This is a genomic window from Plantactinospora sp. CNZ320 (assembly GCF_002846275.1).
The window spans coordinates 3,020,057-3,038,730 of sequence record NZ_PJMP01000001.1 but is presented as its reverse complement, the minus strand read 5'-3'; the positions used below and the strand labels follow the sequence as shown (position 1 = coordinate 3,038,730).

Here is an 18,674-nt window from a genome sequence, read left to right as displayed (position 1 = left end):
GCGGGGGCCCTTCCTTACAGGTGCCGGAGCCGCTGGTGAGATCGGTCACTGCACCGGCTGGTAGCGTTCGGCTGTCCGGTGATCTGAAGACGGGGGTGTACGGACGGTGACGAGCCGGGAGCCGACCCTCTCCGTGGTCGTGCCGATCTACAACGAGGAGAGCGTCCTGGCCCTGCTGGTCGAGCGGCTCCGACCGGTGCTCGACGGGCTCGACGAGCCTTACGAGGTGGTCGCCGTCGACGACGGTAGCAGCGACGCCACCCCGGTGATCCTGGCCGGGACCCGGCGCAACTGGCCGCAACTGCGGGTCATCCGGCTGCGCCGCAACAGCGGCCACCAGGCGGCGCTGACCGCCGGCCTGTTCCGGGCCCGGGGGCGTTACGTCGCCAGCATCGACGCCGACCTCCAGGACCCGCCGGAGGTACTCGTCGAGATGCTCCGGCTGGCCCGTGCCGAGGGCCTGGACATCGTCTACGGGGTACGCGGGGACCGCTCCACCGACACCAGGTTCAAGCGGCACACCGCAGGCGTCTACTACCGGCTGGTGCGCCGGCTGGTCGGCAATACCGTACCCGCCCAGGCAGGTGACTTCCGGCTGCTCAGCCGGGCCACCGTCGAGGCCCTGCGCGAGCTGCCCGAACGCCGTCCGGTACTCCGGCTAGTGGTGCCCTGGCTCGGCTTTCCCAGCGGCGAGGTGAGCTACATCCGCGAGGCGCGGGCTGCCGGCCGTACCAAATACTCGCTGTCGCGGATGGTCCGGCTCGCCACCGACAGCATCATCAGCTTCTCCGAGGCGCCGCTGCGGGTCGCGACCTGGCTCGGTGCCGGCGGCATGCTGCTCTGCCTGGCCATGGTGGTCTTCGCGGTCGTCATGTACTTCCGCGACTCGACCGTCACCGGCTGGGCCTCGCTCTACGTCGCGGTGCTCTTCCTCGGCGCCGTCCAACTGCTCTGCCTCGGGCTGCTCGGCGAGTACATCGCCCGGATCTACGCGGCGGTGCAGGGCCGGCCGGCCTACTTCGTCGGCTCCGACACCGCCGACGCGGCCGAGGAACCGGACCTGGCAACCGCGACGGCGAATCTCGCGACCGAGGAGCCGAGCCTGGCGACCGAGACACCGGGCCTGGCGACCGAGGAGCCGGGCCTGGCGACCGCGACGCCCGGTCTGGCGACCGAGACGCCGGCAGCCGGCCCGGCCGCGCCGGCTGCCCGGGAGGCCGCCGAACGGTCTGCGGCGGCGCGGGACGCCGACAGCCCGGCCAGCCGCAACGGTGACGTGCGGGTGGTCCGGTGACCGCTACCGAAGCGGCGGTGGCGGCTCCCTCCGCCCCGGCCACACCGCCGCGCCGTCCCGCACTGCCGCGCTGGGCACCGCTGCTGGCCGGCACCGCCCACTTCGCCGTGCTGCTGCTGGCCGCCGACACCGACCCGGCCGACATCGTCCGGTACGCCGGCTACCTGCTGCTGGCCCTGATCCTCCCCGGCACCCTGGTCTACCGGGCGCTGCGCCGCCGGCCGCACACCCTGGTCGAGGACGTGGCGATGGGCGCCGCCGTCGGGCTGGTGCTGGAGTTGCCCGCCTGGGCGCTGTACGCCTGGCTCGGCCTCGCCGGCTGGCTCTGGACCTGGCCGGCGGCGATCGTCGCGCTCTTCCTGGCGGTGCCGAGGTTGCGCCGGCACTGGTTGGTCCGGGACTACCGGCCCGCCCCGATCGGCTGGTCGTGGACGGTCGCCGGAGCGGTCGCCTTCTTCACCACCTACCTCTCCAGCACCTTCCTGGAGCGCAACCCGATCCTGCCCACCTCCGAGCAGACGCACCAGTACCTCGACCTCGCCTACCAGCTCTCGCTGGCCGGCGAGGCGAAGCACCAGTTCCCGATCCACCTGCCCCAGGTCGCCGCCGAACGCCTCGACTACCACTGGTTCGGCTACGTGCACATGGCCGCGACCAGCCTGATCGGCGGGATCGACCTGCCGGTGGTGGCGCTGCGGCTGACCATCCCGGCGCTCTGCGCGGCGGCGATCGTGCTCACCGCCGTACTCGGCTGGCGGGTCAGCGGCCGGCCGGCGGTAGGTGCGATCGCGGCGGTGCTCTTCTTCGTGATCGGCGAGACGAACTTCACCGACCCGGTGACGATGCCGTTCGGCACCCAGGCGTCGTTCGTGATCTGGCACGGCATGTCGATGATCTACAGCTGGGTGCTGCTGATCGCGCTGATCGCCGTACTCGCCGACGTGGTGGACCGGCGCCCGGACCGGCCGGTGGCGGCGATCGGCCGGGGTGCGTTCGTACTCGCCCCGCTGCTGATGCTCGCCTCCAGCGGGGCGAAGGCCAGCTCCCTGCCGGTGGTCGGGCTGGCGCTGGCGTTCACCGCCGTCGCCCTGCTGGTCGCCACCAGACGGATCCCGTGGGCGGTGGTCGGGGCGGGACTGGCCACCGCCGCCGCGCAGCTCTTCGCCACCGCGGTGCTCTACCGGTTCAAGGCGTACGGCATCGAGGTCGATCCGCTGGCCAGCAGCCTGGAGCCGTACTGGACGCCGCCGCCAGGCGGTTGGCCCCTGCCGCTGGTGTACCTCGCGGTGGTCGTTGCCTACCTGGTGAACATGCAGCTCCGGGTGGTGGGCATCGGGCCGCTGCTCTGGCTGCGCCGGGGCCGGCTCGAACCCGTGCAGTGGTTCCTGCTCGGTGGCGCGTTGGCCGGCCCGCTGCTCTTCCTGCTGCTGCGCCAGCCCGGCGGGGCGAACCAGTACTTCACCCGGGCTGGCTTCACCTTCGGGGTGGTCCTGTCGGCCTGGGGGTACCTGATGGTCGCCGACCGGGCCCGGTTGACCCGGCGCTCCGGCACCGTACTCGGGCTCTGCGCGTTCGCCCTGGCCACCGCGCTGGTCGCGGTCCAGTTCCGGTACGCCGCGCCGGCCACCGGGGAGACGATGTTCGACTGGCTGCGACCGCTGCTCTGGTGGTCGGCCGGTCTCGCCGTGCTGGCGGCGGTTGCCGCCGGGATCTGGCTGCCGGCCAGCTTCGGCATCGCCGCGCTGCACCGGCGGGGCGCGATCGCGCTGCTCACCGCCGTGCTGGTGGTCGGGGCACCCGGTCTGCTGATGGACATGCGCAAGTCGGAACGCTCCCCGAACGGCGGCGCCTACGCCAACATCGCGCTGCCGAAGAGCCGGGTCGACGCCGCCCGCTGGGCCCGGGACCACAGCGAACCCGGCGACGTGCTGGCGACGAACGTGCACTGTCTGGCCGTGGTGAACGGCTGGTGCGACGCCCGCTCCTTCTGGCTCAGCGCGTACGCCGAGCGCCGGGTGCTCATCGAGGGCTGGGGCTTCGCGCCCCGGGTCGCGTCGTCGGGGGCGTACACCCCGTTCTGGGATCAGGAGCTGCTGCGGCGCAACGACGATGCGTTCACCGCGCCGACCGAGGCCGGGTTGCGGGAGTTGCGGGACCGGCACTCGGTGCGGTGGCTGGTGGTGGACCGGTCGGTCGGGGTGGAGTCGCCGGAGCTGGGCCGGCTGGCGAAGCTGCGCTACGAGAACGGCCGGATGGCCGTCTACCAGCTCGGCTGAGCCGCCCAAGCGGCAGGCGGAGTCGCCGCGCTGCCGCTGCGTCCCCGGCGCGCCGGGGTTCAGCCGGCGGTGGGGAAGTAGCGGTCCAGCATCTCGTTGCGGAACTTGCCGGCCGGGTCGTACCGGCGGAGCAGCTTGGCGAAGTCGGCGTACCGCTCGTACCGGTCCCGGAGCTGCTCCGGCGGGGTGACGAATAGCTTGCCCCAGTGCGGCCGGGGCGCGTACGGCGCCAGCCGCTCCTCGATCGCCGCCAGCACCGGCAGTACCGCCTCGGTCTCCTTGACCCAGGTGAAGTGCAGTGCCGCGCTGTCCCGCCGGTGGCTCGGGCTCAGCCACAGCTCGTCGGCGGCGACGGTGCGGATCTCGGAGATCTGCAGCACGGCGGAGATCCGGTCGGCGATGCCGTCCAGCGCGGCCATCGCCGCACCGAGCTGCTGGCGCGGCACGAAGTATTCCGACTGGAGTTCCTCGCCGCTGCTCGGGGTGAACTCGAGCCGGAAGTGCGGCAGCCGGGCGTGCCAGGGCCCCGGCACGCCGAGCTGCTCGGTGCAGTGCACCGCCGACATTCCGGGTACCGGGTGCCGGGGCTCGGTCGCCAGGCGGGCGCCGTACCAGTCCGGCTCGGCGGCACCACCGTCGGCGCCGTCCACCCGGCGCTTGCGCCACACCTGGTTGATCCGGGGGCCGGTCCAGTCGGTGAAGAGGCTGACGCTGTAACCGGCACCGAGGATCTCGTCGGCGTACGCGTCGAACTCGGCCCGGGGCAGGTCGTCGTAGACGTACTGGGCGATCTCGAAGGCCGGGACGAGATCGAGGGTGAGCCGGGTGACCACGCCGAGCGCGCCGAGCCCGACCACGGCGCCGGCGAAGTCGGCGTCGCCCCGACGCAGCGTCAGCAGGTCACCGTCGGCGGTGACCAGTTCCAGCGCGGCCACGGCGGTGGCCAGGTTGCCGTTGGACAACCCGGAGCCGTGGGTGCCGGTGGCGCAGGCGCCGGCCACCGAGATGTGTGGCAGCGAGCCGAGGTTGTGCAGTGCGAAACCGGCCCGGTCCAGCTCGCCGACGAGGTCGCCGTAGCGCAGCGCCGCCGAGACGGTGACGGTGCCGGCCGCCCGGTCGACCTCCAGCACCGGCGGCAGGCCGGCGAGCGAGACGAGGTCACCAGTGGTGTCGGCGATCCGGTTGAAGGAGTGCCCGGTGCCGAGGGCGCGGATCCGGTCGCTGCCGGCGACCAGCGACCGCAGCTCGTCCAGCGAACTCGGTCGGTGCAGCCGGCGGGCCCGGAAGTCGACGTTGCCGGCCCAGTTGCGCAGCGGGGTGGTCATCGCGGGCGGGTCAGTTGGCGTCGGGAACGAGCGCCGGGGTGCGCATCCGCATCATCCAGTGGCTGGTCGGTATCCGGGTCGCGTCGTCCACCACCTCGCCGTCGACGTCCGCGAAGGTCTCCCGGCCGAGCGCCACGAACGCCTCCGGGGTACGGACGTACTCGCCACGGTCGTTCTTGGACATCCAGCGCGAGATCGGGTGCTGCCCCGGCACCAGGGTGGGGTCGACGGCGATCACCCGGCCACCCGGGGCGAGCGCCTTCGCCGAAACGGTCAGCACGTGCCGGCACTCGTCGTCGGAGAGGTGGTGCAGCAGCCCGAGCAGCAGGATCGCGTCGGCCGGCGGGATCTCACCGAGGTGCTGCTCGCCGAAGACCTCGCAGCGGAACTCGACCTGGTCGCCGCCCCAGCGCTTGCGGGCGTGCGCGATGTACTTCTCGCTGGTGTCGAAGCCGTAGTAGCGGACCTTCGGCAGCCGGCCGAAGTAGTAGGCGGGGCCGCAGCCGACGTCGATGATGGTGTCGCCGTCGGTAAGCGCGAGTTCGTCGAGACAGCGGTAGCGGAGCCGGTCCGCGCCCAGGCCCTTCTGTAGGGCCACGTAGAGCGCCTCGTGCCCGAGCAACCCCTTCAACGCCGCCAGCATCCGCGCCTCTCCTCAGCTCGCCGTCCTGCGAGAACGGCGCCCGCCGCACCTGGTGGCGCGGCGGGCGCCGGAACGAGGCGAAATCTACCACCGCCGTTCGTCGGCGGTGTCGGGCAGGCGGTCAGGCCCGGGCGAAGACGAGGACCGCGTTGTGCCCGCCGAATCCGAACCCGTTGTTCAGGGCGGCGGGTATCTCCATCTGCCGGGCCTTGTGCGCGGCGACGTCCAGGTCGAGGGCGTCGTCGGGGTCGTCGAGGTTGATCGTGGGTGGGACCACCCCGTCCCGGATGGACAGGATGGTGGCGATCGACTCCAGCGCACCGGCAGCGCCCAGCAGGTGCCCGGTCATCGACTTGGTGGCGGTCAGCACCGGATGCGTGCCGAGCGCGGCGCGCAGCGCGACGATCTCGGCGATGTCACCGGCCGGGGTGGAGGTGGCGTGCGCGTTGACGTGCACGATGTCCGAGCGGTCGATGCCGGCGTCGGCGATCGCCATGTTGATCGCCCGGATCACCCCGCGTCCCTCGGGGTGCGGCTGCACCATGTCGTACCCGTCGGAGGTGAGCGCGGCACCGGCCAGCCGGGCGTAGACCCTGGCCCCGCGCGCGGCGGCGTGGTCGGCCCGCTCCAGCACCACCGTGCCGGCCCCCTCGCCGAGTACGAAGCCGTCCCGCGCCTTGTCCCAGGGGCGGGAGGCGCGTTGCGGGTCCTCGTTGCGGGTCGACATCGCCCGCATCGAGGCGAACCCGGCGATCGGCAGCGGGTGCACCACCGCCTCGGTACCGCCGGCCACCACCACGTCGGCGCGACCGGAGCGGATCAGGTCGAGTCCGTGCGCGATCGCCTCGGCCCCGGTGGCGCAGGCGCTGGCCACCGAGTGGACCCCGGCCTGCGCACCCAGTTCCAGCCCGACCCAGGCGGCCGGACCGTTCGGCATCAGCATCGGCACCGTGTGCGGGGAGACCCGCCGTGGCCCGGACGCCTCCAGGATGTCGTCCTGGGCGAGCAGGGTCTGTGCGCCGCCGATGCCGGAGCCGACGCTCACCGCCAGCCGTTCCGGCTCCGGTGGGGAGTCGGCGAGGCCGGCATCCGCCCACGCCTCGTACGCGGCGATCAGCGCGATCGCCTCCGACCGGTCGAGCCGGCGCAGTTTGACCCGGTCAAGTTTCTCGGTCGGTTCGACGGCGAGTTGGGCGGCGATGCGTACCGGAAGCTGCCCGGCCCACTCCTGGGTGAGCGGACCCACCCCGGAGCGGCCTGCCAGCATGGCCTCCCAGGTCGACGCGACGTCCCCGCCGAGCGGGGTCGTCGCGCCGAGCCCGGTTACGACGACGTCGGGGCGACTCATGATCAGGACTGCGCCTCGATGTAGGCGACGGCGTCGCCGACGGTCTTGAGGCTCTGCACGTCGTTGTCCGGGATCTTGACGCCGAACTTCTCCTCGGCGGCCACCACGACCTCGACCATGGAGAGCGAGTCGACGTCGAGGTCGTCGGTGAACGACTTCTCCTCGGCGACGTCGTCCGGGCTCACGCCGGCGACCTCTTCGAGGATCTCGGCGAGGCCGGCGGTGATCTCGTCACGGGTCATTGTGGTTCTTTCCTCTCCATGGATGGATATCTGCGGTGGCGGATCCGTCCGCCCCCGCTGGTCAGCGTTCGACCGGTGGACGTTTGTGGGTCGGGGCCGGCGGGTGTGCCGCCCCGGGCCCGGAGTACCCGGTCAGGGGCACCTGACGACCTGCCCGGCATAGGTGAGGCCGCCGCCGAAGCCGAACAGCAGTACGGGGGCGCCGGAGGGCACCTCCCGGCGTTCGACCAGCTTGGAGAGAGCCAGCGGCACGCTCGCCGCCGAGGTGTTGCCGGACTCGACGATGTCCCTGGCGATGACCGCCTGTGGCATGTCGAGCCGCTTCGCGATGCCCTCGATGATCCGCAGGTTGGCCTGGTGCGGCACGAACGCGGCGATCTCCGACGGGGCGACACCGGCCCGTTCACAGGCCTTCAGGGCGAGCGGTGCCAGTGCGGTGGTGGCCCAGCGGAAGACCGACTGCCCCTCCTGCTGGATGTACGGGCGCCAGCCCTCGATCCGGACCGCCTCGCTGCGCTCCGGGACCGAACCCCAGACCACCGGCCCGATGCCGTCCGGCTCGCCCTCGCCGGTGGCGGTGAGTACCGCGGCACCGGCGGCGTCGCCGAAGAGGATGCAGGTCGACCGGTCAGTCCAGTCCGTGAAGTCGGAGAGCTTCTCCGCGCCGATCACGATGGCGTTGCGGGAAGCGCCGGCCCGCAGCGCGTGGTCGACGATGCCGAGTGCGTAGGAGAAGCCGGAGCAGGCGGTGTTGATGTCGAACGCCCCCGGGGCGTCGATGCCGAGCTTGGCGGCGACCCGACAGGCGGTGTTCGGGCTGCGGTCCACGGCCGAGCAGGTGGCCACCACGACGAGGTCGATGTCGGAGGCGGCCAGTCCCGAGTTGGCCAGTGCCTTGTCGGCCGCGGCGGCGGCCATGTCGGCGACCGTCTCGGTGTCGGCGATCCGCCGGGTGGCGATGCCGACCCGATCGCGGATCCAGGTGTCGTTGGTGTCGACGATCTGGGCCAGGTCGTCGTTGGTGAGTACCCGCGACGGCTGGTAGTGGCCGAGCGCGATCATCCTGCTCACCGGGCCACCGCCAGGCGGTGGTCCGGAGTATCCCGGTGGCCGGTCATGAAAGCTGTCCTCCGATGCGGGCGAGGGGCTGGCCCGGGGCGACCGGGTCGTCGTGGTGGGCGAGCCATTCGGTGAGCACGCCGGAGCCGTGCGCGGTGACCTCGACCGCGCCCTGCCGGGTGGTGACGTGGCCGACGACCTGCCCGGACTCGATGGCAGCGCCCTCGGCGAGGTCCTCGACCGGAGAGAAGGTGCCGGCGGCGCCGGCCACCACGACCCGGAACCGCGGCGGAGCCGGCGCGGGCCGGGACGGTGTGCCGTGCCGGGCGATCAGGTCACGGGCCGCGGCCAGGTCGCCCGGGGTGTTCAGGGTGACGATCTCGGGGACCTGCCCGGTGCCCTTGAGTTCCCGCTTGATCAGCCCGGCCAGGGTGCCGGCCGGGGGCAGCTCGATCACGGCGGTGACGCCGAGCGCGGCGAGGCGACGGACGCAGAGGTCCCAGCGGACCGGGGCGGTCACCTGGCGTACCAGGCGCTGCCGCAGCTCCCGGCCGTGCCCGACGGCGGCACCGTCGGCGTTGGAGAGCAGGATCCGGGTCGGGTCGGCCGGGACGATCCCGGCGGCGACGGCGGCGAGGGCCCGCTCGGCGGGTGCCATGTACGGGGTGTGGAAGGCTCCGGCGACCTTGAGGGCGATCACCTTGGTGCCGGCGGGCGGGTTGGCTGCGAACTTTGCCAGCCGGTCGAGAGCGCCGGCCACCACGAGCTGGCCGGCACCGTTGAAGTTGGCCGGGTGCAGTTCGTGTGCCGCCAGTGCCGCCAGCACCTCGTCCGGGTCGCCGCCCATCACCGCCGACATGCCTGTCGGTTCGAGCGCGCAGGCGGCGGCCATCTCCCGGCCGCGTATCCCGGCAAGTGTCACCGCCGCCTCCGGGCTCAGTACCCCGGCCAGGGCCGCTGCGGCCAGTTCACCGACGCTGTGCCCGGCGGTGACCGCCACGTCGTGCATCGGAAGTTGCTCGGCGGCGAGTAGTGCGGCGCCGACAAGCAGTGGCTGGGTACGCGCGGTGTCCCGGATCTCCTCGGCGTCCCCCTCGGTGCCGAGCCGGACGAGGTCGACGCCGGCCAGGGCGGACCACCAGCGCAGCCGTGCCTCGGTGCCGGGCAGGTCGAGCCACGGAGTCAGGAAGCCGGGCTTCTGCGAACCCTGGCCGGGTGAGAGTACGGCGAGCACGCCTACGACTCTCCTGGATCAAGTGCCCCGGCGTGGTTGCCGTGATGTACCAATCCACACTACGACCTTTGTGGGGACCCTACAAAGATCTATGGCGATCACGGACTTCTCGTTCCCTCTGTCCCAAACGGGGTTAGTGTCCCGCCCCAGGTCCGACCGGGGCGGCCGGGTCCAGTCGCCCGATCGTCAGTGCCATCCGCAGCGCGAAGGCGTCCCGGGCGGTCAGCGGGGAGAATCCCGTCACATCCGCGACCCGGCGCAGCCGGTACCGGACGGTGTTCGGGTGCACGAAGAGGGTCCGGGCGGCACTCTCCAGCACCCCGCCGGCGGCGAAGAACGCGTCCAGGGTCTCCAACAGCTCGCCGCCGGCCCGGACCAGCGCCGCGTAGACGTCCTGTCGCAGCGCCCGCCGGGCCTCCGGGTCGCCGGCCAGGGCCCGCTCGGGAAGCAGGTCGGCGGCGGCCACCGGGCGGGGCGCGGCCGGCCAGGCCGGTGCGGCCCGGAAGCCGGCCAGCGCCGCCCGGGCCGAGTCGGTCGCCGCGTCCAGGCTCGGTACCGCCGGACCGACCACGACCGGGCCGGGGCCGAAGCCGGCGAGCATCTTGGCGGTGGCGGCCAGCGGGTCGGTCGCGCCGCCGAGCACCACGACGAGGCGGTCGCCGTGCACCCCGCCGATCATCTCCAGGCCGAGTCGCCGGGTGACCCGGTAGATGGTGTGCAGCACGGCGGCGACCTCGCCACCGGGGGAGCGGCCCACCGCCACCGCCACCGGTGGGGCGTCGGTCCAGCCCAGCGCCGCCGCCCGGCTGGCCAGCACGTCTGGCGAGTCGCCCCGCAGCAGCGCGTCCACCAGCAGCGCCTGGAGCCGGGCGTCCCAGGAGCCGCGCGACTCGGCGGCCCGGGCGTAGACCCGGGCGGCGGCGAAGGCGATCTCCCGGGAGAATTTGAGTACCGCCTCGTGCAGCAGCCGCTCCTCGCCCGGCGCCGCCAGGTGCGGCACCTGCTCCTCCACCACGTCGATGGTCACCTTGATCAGGGCCACCGTCTGCTGGAGGCTGATCGACCGGGCCAGCGCCCGGGGCGCGGCGGCGAAGACCTCGTCCGGGCTGTCGGTGAGGGCGTCGGCGCCACCCCGGTCGTCGGCGGCCGGCTGCGACCGCAGCCACTCGACCAGGGACCGGACGCCGGCCTGGGCGACAAGCATCACCCAGGACCGCTGCTCGGCCGGCAAACCGCGGAACCAGGGCAGTGTCTCGTCCATCCGGGAGACACTCGCGCTCGCCAGCGTGCCCGCCGCCCGCTCGATCCGGCGCAGCGTGGCCGCCAGTCCGCCGTCACCCGCCTCGCTCGCCATCGGCCCAGCGTGCCACGCGGAACTCCGGACGCCGCCACCGGCCGTGGCATCATGTCCCGATGGTCGCCCGCCCGCCGCTGGTCGTCCCGTTGCTCGCGCTTGCCGGTTTCCTGGCGCTGCTCGCCCTGACCGTGGCCGACTGGGCGCCGCTGGACAGCTTCGACACCGCCGTCAGCGACGCCTTCCGGGGGTACGGCGACGCCAGCCCCGGCACCGTCGACATGTTGCGGGTCGCCACCGACGTCGCCGCCACGGTGCCGTTCCTGGTCGCCGGGCTGGCCGTCACGGTGGGACTGGCCGCCCGGGGCGGGCGTCGACCGGCGGCGTTCTGTGTGGTGGTGACGGTGCTGATCCCGGTGCTCTGGGGACTGATGCACTGGCTGGTGCACCACCCCCGGCCGGAGGACGGTTTCGTCGTGATCACCAGCAACGGCTTTCCGAGCGGGCACACCAGCAACGCGGCGGCGGCGGCGCTGGTGGCCGTACTCCTGCTCTGGCCCCGGCTCGGCGGACCGGGCCGGGCGGTCACCGTCGGGCTGGCAGTGGCCTTCGCCGCCTTCGTCGGGCTGACCCGGGTCGCCCTGCTGGCGCACTGGCCGACCGATGTGCTCGGCGGCTGGCTGCTCGCGCTCGCCGTCGTCCCGCTGGCCGCGTGGGCGCTGCCGCGCCCGGCCGGCACCGGCCCGGTCTCCGCCGCCCGCCCGGACCGCGTCGCCCGGTAGCCGCGCCGGCCGCTCGCCCGGACCGCGTCGCTCCGGTAGCCGCGCCCGCCGCCTGCCGGCGGGGTCGGTCACGGCGGTGGCGGCAGCGCCAGTTCCTGGGCGAGGATCGCCGCCTGCACCCGGCTGCGCAGGCCGAGTTTGCCGAGGATCCGGCTCACGTGCGTCTTGGTGGTGCTCTCCGCCATCGTCAGCCGCTCGGCGATCTGCTGGTTGGACAGGCCCAGGCCGAGACAGGCCAGCACGTCGCGTTCCCGTGGCGTCAACTCGGCCAACGCCGTCCGGGCGCTCGCCGGGGTGGCCGGCACGGCGGCGGCGAAGGCGGTGATCAACCGACGGGTCACCGCCGGGGCGATGATCCCCTCGCCCCGGGCGACGGTACGCACCGCCTCGATCAGCCCGCTCGCGTCGGTGTCCTTGAGCAGGAACCCGGAGGCGCCGGCCCGGAGCGCACCGAAGACGTACTCGTCGAGGTCGAACGTGGTCAGCACGAGGACGTCGGCGAGCTGCTCGGCCACGATCTCCGCCGTCGCCGAGACGCCGTCGAGCCGGGGCATCCGGACGTCGATCACCGCCACGTCCGGCCGGAGCCGCCGGCACAGCGTCACCGCCTCCTCGCCGTCGGCCGCCTCGCCGACCACCTCCAGTCCGGGCGTACCGGTGAGGATCAGCACCAGACCGGCCCGTACCGCGTCCTGGTCGTCCGCGACCACCACCCGGATCGTCCGCCCCGCGCCGGACGGGGCAGCGGGCCGCTCGTCGCCGGCCCGGTCCACGGTGGACCCGTTGCCGCCGCTGCCGGCCGGGGCGACGTTCGGCCCGCTCACGGCCGGACCGGCGGTGCCGCCGCCGGACGGCCGGTCTTCCGGTCGGCGGCCTCCGGCCCGGCGATCCCGGTCGACAGGTCGGGCAGATCGGCGTTCGGCAGTTCCGCGTGCACCCGCCAGGTCGTTCCGCGCGGGCCGGCCTCGAACCGGCCGCCGAGCAGGGCGGCCCGCTCCCGCATCCCGATCAGGCCGGCACCCGCCCCGGGCAGGCCCGCCCCGGCCGCGACCCCGGCACCGGCACCCAGGGACTCGCCGGCGCGGGCGAGCGGGTTCACGATGGTGAGGTTGACCGAGCGGCGCTCGTGGCAGATGGTCAGGGTGGTCTGGCCGGCGCCGTGTTTGAGCGCGTTGGTGAGCGCCTCCTGGACGATCCGGTACGCGGCCAGGTCCACGCCGACCGGCAGCGGGCGTACCTCGCCGGTCGTCTCGAACCGTACCGGCAGGCCGGCGTCCCGGGCCTGCCCGACCAGCCGGTCCACCTCGGCGAGCCGGGCCCGGACGGGACCATCGACAGTTCCCAGCCAGCCCGGTTCGGTGCCCTGGCGGCCGCCCCGGGCCGCTACCCCGGCCGGCCCCGTGCCGTGGCCGCCCCGGGCCGCTACCCCGGCCGGCCCCGTGCCGTGGCCGCCCCGGGTGGCTACCCCGGTCGGCTCCGCGTCGACGCCGCCCCGGGCGGCCGAGGACGAACTGCCGCCCCCGCCCGGGGAGCCCGCCGGCTGCTCCGAGGTGCCCGGCAGCGGCTGTTCCGAGGTGGCCTGCGGCTGCGCAGAGGTCGCTTGCCGGTTCGGGTCGGGCCCGCCGGGGGCGGCCTCGGCCGGGAACGGGACCGATCCGGGGTCGGCCGGTTCCCGGAGCAGGCCGATCATCTGCCGCATCTCGGCGAGCCCCTGCACGCTGTTCTCCCGGATCACCCGCAGCGCCTGGTCGAGCTGCGCCCGGTCCAGCCCGGGGACCGAGAGCGCCGCGGTGGCGTGGATGGCGACCGCGCTCAGGTGGTTGGCGATCACGTCGTGCAGTTCCCGGGCCATCCGGCTCCGTTCCGCCGCCACCGCCTGGCGCCTGTCGAGTTCGGCCAGCCGGGCGGTCTGCTCGGCCCGGGCCCGCTCGGCGGCGGCCTGGTCACGGTACTGCCGGACGCCGATGCCGCTGACCACCGGCAGTACGCCGATCAGCACCACCGGAATCGCCAGCCCGATGCCCTGCCAGGCGGGGGTGGCCAGGAAGACCCCGATCAGCGCGGCGGCGACGGTCAGCGCCAGGTTGACCTGGAGCAGCCGGCGCCAGAGCCGTGCCGATCCGTAGACGCAGGAGTCGAAGAGCACCTGGGTGTAGACCAGCGTGGTGGCCAGCGACGATCCGTACAGGAGGTCCACGACGATGGCCGCGGTGCCCAGCGCCAGGCCGAGCCGGGTCGCCACCCGGCGCAGCGCCACGGCGAGGCAGGTCACGGCGAGGGTGCCGACGGGAAGACCCGGCGGGGCGTCCAGCGGGCTCGGACTGAGCGGGTGGTAGACCCCGAGCGCCATCATCAGCAGCCCGCCGGCCAGGGACGCGGACGCCAGCGCGATGTCCCGGGACAGGGACCCGCGTTCCAGGCGGAGCCGTGCGGTCATTCCCCGATCCCATCACACCGGCGGGCCGTTCCCGTCAGCCCGGACGACGAGGCGGGCCGGCCCGGGGTCCGTCGAACGGTGTACGCGTACCTCTTTCGGCGGACCCGGATCTCGGCATCGGTACCGAGGTCGGAGCCGGTCGCGTTGTCGAGACTGGTGAGGGTGGGCCGGCACAGTTGCGGCCGGGAGCACCGCCGCGCCGGACCGGACCGGGCTGCGGCCGGTGAGGATCAAGGGGGTACGGCATGCTGGCGGTGATCGCCGCGGGCGAGATCGGGTTCTGGGTGCTGCTCGGCGCCGGCCTGATCGCCCGCTATCCGCTCCGGATGCCCCGGCTCGGCGCGTTGCTGCTGCTCGGAACGCCGTTGATCGATCTTGTGATCCTGGTCGCCACCGTACTCGACCTGCGCGCCGGTGCCACCGCGAGCTTCACGCACGGGCTGGCGGCGGCGTACCTCGGCTTCTCGGTCGCCTTCGGGCACAGCATGATCCGCTGGGCCGACCAACGGTTCGCGCACCGGTTCGCGGGCGGGCCGCCACCGTGGAAGCCGCCCAGCGGCGGCTGGGCCCGGGCGCGGTACGAGTGGTGGGAGTGGGCCAAGGGGCTGCTCGGCTGGGCCATCGCCTGTGGCCTGCTCGGCCTCGGCATCCTGATGGTCGGCGACCCGGACCGTACCGCCGAGCTGACGGCCTGGATCGGGCGGCTGAGCGCGGCGATGGCGATCTGGCTCGTCGCCTTCCCGGTCTGGGCGACGGTCTTTCCCAAGCCCGCCGAGCCGGAGTCCCCGCCGGTCAGAGGTTGACCGGTTCGTGACCTGAAGCTTCCACACCGGCGCGACGCAGCGGTTTCTCGCCACGGCGACGTCGAACTCGTCATCCGGGACCAGTACGGTGACAAGGTCCCGGTGATGCGCTTTCCCGCACTGACTCACCGTCAACCGCGTGGGCGTCGCGCGCCGGGGCGACCGCCCACCCGGCGGCGAGCGTGTGAGGAGGCATGGATGGCGCATGACGCCGAGCGTGGCTGTTCGGAGGACGAGCAGGACTCGCTGCTTGGCGATCGTGGGCCGCTGCCCCCGCCCGGCCCGGTCGGGAGGTTCCGCTGGGTCTGTGGTGCCAGCGCGGGGCTGCCGGCGGGTCCGCTCGACGCGACGCCCACCCGACCCGGTGCCGAGCCGGTGGATCGGTTGCCGCCCACCGAGCCGGTCGACGCCGCTGTGCAGCTGACCGATGGCGAGCACCGCGCTGAGTCGTCCGTGACGCGCCCGGCGGCGTGGACCGGTGCGCGTCCGGCCGGACCGTCGACAACCGACGAGCAGGCCGGCGCGGCGCTGCCCGGCCAGCCGGGGGAGGGCGCCGTCCTGGCTTCCGAGGCGGGCGGCTCGGAGCACGCGTCGACAGATCCGGGGCGGCTGGGCGACTCGACCGATCCCGGGCGGCTCGGCGACCGGTCGAGGCTGGTTCCCCGGCCCCGAGCGGGCGAGCCGGACGGCGACGACCGGGGCCGGTCGACGGGTGCCGCCAGCCGACCGGGCGAGCCGGACGAGGTGCCGGGGGCGCCGCCCGAGCCGGCGAGCCGGCGTACGCCGGGCTGTCAGACCGACCTGCCGGGCTGGGCCGGGGCGCACCGGCACGGGGCCGTACGCCCGTCGCGGCGCTCGGTCCGGCGGGACCGCCCACCGCGTCGCTGGTGCTGAGTCCCGCCTCCTGCCGCGACTGCCCCCGACCCCGGTACGGACCCCGGTCAGCGGGTACGGCGTCGGACCAGCAGCGCGATGCCGGCGAGCCCCAGCGTGATGGAGAGCAGCACGGCGCCGTTGAGCAGCATCAGTTGCCGCAGCTCACCGAAGAGCCGGTCGACGTCCTTGCTGGTGCCGATCGCCTCGTCGGGGATCACCCGCTCGCCGCCGCCGATCCCGCCGCCGTGCAGGCTTGTGACGGTCTGTTCGGGCAGTGGCGCACCGGCCGCCAGCAGGGTCTCCGCCATGGTCAGCCGGCCGAAGAACCAGGCCGCGCCGGGCTGGCTCTTGTCCGGCTGCCGGGCCGGTCGATACACCCGTGGGCCGCCCTTGGCCAGCGGGTAGAGGTCGTACGACTGCTGTGCGGCGTCGCCGACGTGCACCACCATGGTGTATTTGGGACCCAGGTCGGCGGCCTTCAGCCCACCGGTGTTGCCGGCGCCCGTCTTCAGGAAGCCCACCTGGTCGAGGAGCGCGGCGAAGAGGTCGGGTTTGCCCTGGGCCCGGATGGTCACCGGGGTCGGCAGGTCCTTGCCGGTGATCACCACCGACGTCGGTCTGGCCGGCTTCGCATGGGCTGCGCCCGCGATTCCGAGCCAACTGGCCGCCGCGATCAACAACGTGGTCACGCCGACAAGCCGACGACTCACCTCTCCGGCCATCGCCGACCTCCTCGCCCCGTCTCGATGGTGGCCATGATGCAGGTCACGCGCTGGTTGGTCGGTGGCGTGCACGACACTGTCCGGGATGGAGCTGTCGTACTCACTACAAAGACTCCGCAGAACGCCGCTCGGTTGCACCTGGACGAGCGGTTATTTGGAACTATCTGCGATCTAGGGTCGACTAAGTGACGAACCAATGATCAGTTGTGCGAAATCGTAGCGGGATGGAGGCGATCATGGGGCCCCGGGTCACCCGTGTCGGGACACTGGTGCTGAGCGTCGTCGTGTTGGCGCTCAGCGTGCTGCTGCCGGCCACTCCCGCCGCCGCGCATAACTCGCTCACCGGAAGCGACCCCCGCAACGGCGCCCGGCTCGACAAGGCGCCGGCCAGCGTGCGGCTGAACTTTCTGAACAAACTCGACCCCAGCACCACGAAGGTCACGGTAACCGGCCCGGACAACGTCGACGCGGCGGCGGGGGAGCCGGTCTTCGCCGGCGCCCGGGTGACCGTGCCGGTCCGGCCGGGGGCCGCCGGGCTCTACATCGTCGGTTACCAGGTCGCCTCCAGCGACGGGCACCCGGTCAAGGGGGAGGTCCGGTTCACCCTCACCGTGGGCGCCACCCCGACGGCCGCCCCGTCTTCGGCGGCCGGGCCGACCCCGGCCGGTACCGGGTCGGCCGCTGCGCCGTCGCCGGCCGAGGCCGGGCCGCTGAGCCCGGCGGCCGACTCGTCAGGTCCGGGGTGGTGGTGGATCGCCGCTGTCGTGCTGGCGCTCGCCGCGCTGGCCGGCGGGGTGCTGCTCCGCCGCCGGGCCTCGGGGTCGAAGGGTCGGTGAGCCGAGGGGTTCCGCCGGTCAGACCAGTCGGAGCCGGGCAGCGCGGAGCCGGGTCAGGCTACGCTCCCGACCGAGTACGGCAAGCGACTCGAAGAGCGGCAGCCCGACGCTGCGCCCCGTCACGGCCACCCGGACCGGCGCCTGCGCCTTGCCGAGCTTGAGCCCACGGCGGGCGCCGACCTCCTCCAGGGTCGCCTTCAGTGACTCGGCCGCCCACTCCGGCAGCGCCTCGAAGGCGGCGATCGTCTCGTCGAGCAGGTCGGCGGAACCCTCCTTCATGGCCTTGGCCCAGGCCGCCTCGTCGATCAGCGGCGAGTCCAGGAAGAGGAAGTCGACGTTCGGCACGATCTCGCTGAGTACGGCGATCCGGGTCTGTGCCAGCGGTGCCACCGCGGCGAACGCGGCCGGGTCGAACTCGGCGGGCTGCCAGGGCGGCGGGGCGATGGTGCCGGTACCGGTCAGCCACGGCTGGCAGGCCGCGACGAACTCGTCGACCGGCAGCGCCCGGATGTATTCACCGTTGAACGCCCGCAGTTTCTTCTCGTCGAAGAACGCGGGTGACGGGTTCACCTCGGCGAGCCGAAACTCGGACTCGATCACCGACCACGGCACGATCTCCCGGTCGCCGGAGGGCGCCCAGCCGAGCAGCATCAGGTAGTTGCGCATCGCGTCGGCGAGGTAACCCTCGTCCCGGTACGCCTCCAGGGCCACCTTGTCGCGCCGCTTGGAGAGCTTCTGCCGCTTCTCGTTGACCACCACCGGCACGTGTGCCCAGACCGGCGGCTTGACCCCGAGCGCGTCCCAGAGGAGCTGCTGCTTGGGGGTGTTCGGCAGGTGCTCCTCGGCTCGGATCACGTGCGTGATGCCCATGGTGAGGTCGTCCACGACGTTGGCCAGCAGGAAGACCGGCGAGCCGTCGCCCCGGGCGATCACGAAGTCCTCGATGAGCTTGTTCTCGAAGGTCGGCTCGCCCCGGATCAGGTCGACGACCACCGTCTCGCCCTCGTCGGGGGTGCGGAACCGCAGGGCCCGGCCCGGTGCCGCTTCGAGGCCACGGTCGCGGCAGAAGCCGTCGTAGCCCTGGTACTGCGACCCGGTGCGGGCCTGGATCGCCTCCCGGGTGCAGTCGCAGTAGTACGCCCGGCCGTCGCGGTGCAGCCGGGTCGCGGCGTCGCGGTGCTCGCCCGCGTTGGCCGACTGGAAGTACGGTCCCTCGTAGCTGCCCCGGGCGATCCCGATCCAGTCCAGTGCGGAGAGGATCCCCTCGATCCATTCCGGCCGGTTGCGGGCCGCGTCGGTGTCCTCGATCCGCAGCACGAAGACGCCGCCCTGCTGCTTGGCGAAGATCCAGTTCTGCAGGGCCGAGCGGGCGCCGCCGACGTGGAACATTCCGGTCGGGGAGGGGGCAAAGCGTACGCGTACCGTCACGGCCCCAGCCTACGCACGGCCCCAGGGCGGCCCGCCACCAGGTTTCCCCGTTAGAGGGCGCCGGAGGGTCGGTGG

Annotated in this window: 17 protein-coding genes; 6 read left to right on the top strand and 11 right to left on the bottom strand. The window is 73.4% G+C overall.

The window, feature by feature from the left end; genetic code table 11:
* Positions 1–106: 106 nt before the first annotated feature.
* Together CLT71_RS13300 and CLT71_RS13295 are read left to right on the top strand one after the other, a co-directional pair.
* Positions 107–1,294, top strand: coding sequence for a glycosyltransferase family 2 protein (locus tag CLT71_RS13300; RefSeq protein ID WP_486483244.1), 1,188 nt, complete (start codon positions 107–109; stop codon positions 1,292–1,294).
* The gene (locus tag CLT71_RS13295) at positions 1,291–3,570 is read left to right on the top strand and encodes a hypothetical protein (protein WP_101367375.1); all 2,280 of its coding nucleotides are present in this window, start codon (positions 1,291–1,293) and stop codon (positions 3,568–3,570) included. The genes CLT71_RS13300 and CLT71_RS13295 overlap by 4 nt, the downstream gene beginning before the upstream one ends.
* 59 nt (positions 3,571–3,629) lie before the next feature.
* Here CLT71_RS13295 and CLT71_RS13290 read toward each other — a convergent pair whose 3' ends face one another.
* From CLT71_RS13290 to CLT71_RS13260, 7 genes are all read right to left on the bottom strand, one after another.
* Positions 3,630–4,895, bottom strand: coding sequence for a D-arabinono-1,4-lactone oxidase (locus tag CLT71_RS13290; protein ID WP_101367374.1), 1,266 nt, complete (start codon positions 4,893–4,895; stop codon positions 3,630–3,632).
* A gap of 10 nt (positions 4,896–4,905) precedes the next feature.
* Positions 4,906–5,538: a class I SAM-dependent methyltransferase gene (locus tag CLT71_RS13285; protein ID WP_101367373.1), complete on the bottom strand. Its 633-nt coding sequence runs from the start codon at positions 5,536–5,538 to the stop codon at positions 4,906–4,908.
* Positions 5,539–5,659: 121 nt separating this feature from the next.
* Entirely contained in the window at positions 5,660–6,886 is a 1,227-nt protein-coding gene (gene fabF / locus CLT71_RS13280; RefSeq protein WP_101367372.1) for a beta-ketoacyl-ACP synthase II, read from the bottom strand.
* A 2-nt stretch (positions 6,887–6,888) separates the two neighbouring features.
* The gene (locus CLT71_RS13275) at positions 6,889–7,128 is read right to left on the bottom strand and encodes an acyl carrier protein (RefSeq protein ID WP_101367371.1); all 240 of its coding nucleotides are present in this window, start codon (positions 7,126–7,128) and stop codon (positions 6,889–6,891) included.
* 132 nt (positions 7,129–7,260) lie between these two features.
* Positions 7,261–8,190, bottom strand: coding sequence for a beta-ketoacyl-ACP synthase III (locus CLT71_RS13270; protein WP_101367370.1), 930 nt, complete (start codon positions 8,188–8,190; stop codon positions 7,261–7,263).
* Positions 8,191–8,242: 52 nt separating this feature from the next.
* Positions 8,243–9,421: an acyltransferase domain-containing protein gene (locus CLT71_RS13265; RefSeq protein WP_101367369.1), complete on the bottom strand. Its 1,179-nt coding sequence runs from the start codon at positions 9,419–9,421 to the stop codon at positions 8,243–8,245.
* A 133-nt stretch (positions 9,422–9,554) separates the two neighbouring features.
* Positions 9,555–10,775, bottom strand: coding sequence for a helix-turn-helix domain-containing protein (locus CLT71_RS13260; RefSeq protein WP_101367368.1), 1,221 nt, complete (start codon positions 10,773–10,775; stop codon positions 9,555–9,557).
* 59 nt (positions 10,776–10,834) lie between these two features.
* On the opposite strand from CLT71_RS13260, the gene CLT71_RS13255 reads away from it, so the two are divergent.
* Positions 10,835–11,497, top strand: coding sequence for a phosphatase PAP2 family protein (locus CLT71_RS13255; RefSeq protein WP_101367367.1), 663 nt, complete (start codon positions 10,835–10,837; stop codon positions 11,495–11,497).
* 68 nt (positions 11,498–11,565) lie between these two features.
* Here CLT71_RS13255 and CLT71_RS13250 read toward each other — a convergent pair whose 3' ends face one another.
* Positions 11,566–12,216: a response regulator transcription factor gene (locus tag CLT71_RS13250; RefSeq protein WP_101371417.1), complete on the bottom strand. Its 651-nt coding sequence runs from the start codon at positions 12,214–12,216 to the stop codon at positions 11,566–11,568.
* 101 nt (positions 12,217–12,317) lie between these two features.
* A complete protein-coding gene (locus CLT71_RS13245) occupies positions 12,318–13,934 on the bottom strand; it encodes a histidine kinase (RefSeq protein WP_101367366.1) in 1,617 nt (538 codons plus the stop codon).
* Between the two features lie 245 nt (positions 13,935–14,179).
* Here CLT71_RS13245 and CLT71_RS13240 point away from each other — a divergent pair, with 245 nt between their 5' ends.
* Both CLT71_RS13240 and CLT71_RS37970 read left to right on the top strand, forming a co-directional pair.
* Positions 14,180–14,737 carry a hypothetical protein gene (locus tag CLT71_RS13240; RefSeq protein WP_101367365.1) on the top strand — a complete coding sequence of 186 codons (558 nt, stop codon included), beginning with the start codon at positions 14,180–14,182 and terminating at the stop codon, positions 14,735–14,737.
* 198 nt (positions 14,738–14,935) lie between these two features.
* Positions 14,936–15,631: a hypothetical protein gene (locus CLT71_RS37970; RefSeq protein ID WP_486483243.1), complete on the top strand. Its 696-nt coding sequence runs from the start codon at positions 14,936–14,938 to the stop codon at positions 15,629–15,631.
* Between the two features lie 47 nt (positions 15,632–15,678).
* On the opposite strand, the gene CLT71_RS13230 is transcribed toward CLT71_RS37970, so the two are convergent.
* Positions 15,679–16,335, bottom strand: a complete 657-nt coding sequence (locus tag CLT71_RS13230) for a hypothetical protein (RefSeq protein ID WP_486483242.1) — start codon at positions 16,333–16,335, stop codon at positions 15,679–15,681.
* A 206-nt stretch (positions 16,336–16,541) separates the two neighbouring features.
* Here CLT71_RS13230 and CLT71_RS13225 point away from each other — a divergent pair, with 206 nt between their 5' ends.
* Positions 16,542–17,171, top strand: coding sequence for a copper resistance CopC family protein (locus CLT71_RS13225; RefSeq protein WP_486483241.1), 630 nt, complete (start codon positions 16,542–16,544; stop codon positions 17,169–17,171).
* 18 nt (positions 17,172–17,189) lie between these two features.
* On the opposite strand, the gene gltX is transcribed toward CLT71_RS13225, so the two are convergent.
* Positions 17,190–18,599 carry a glutamate--tRNA ligase gene (gene gltX / locus CLT71_RS13220; RefSeq protein ID WP_101367364.1) on the bottom strand — a complete coding sequence of 470 codons (1,410 nt, stop codon included), beginning with the start codon at positions 18,597–18,599 and terminating at the stop codon, positions 17,190–17,192.
* Positions 18,600–18,674: the final 75 nt, after the last annotated feature.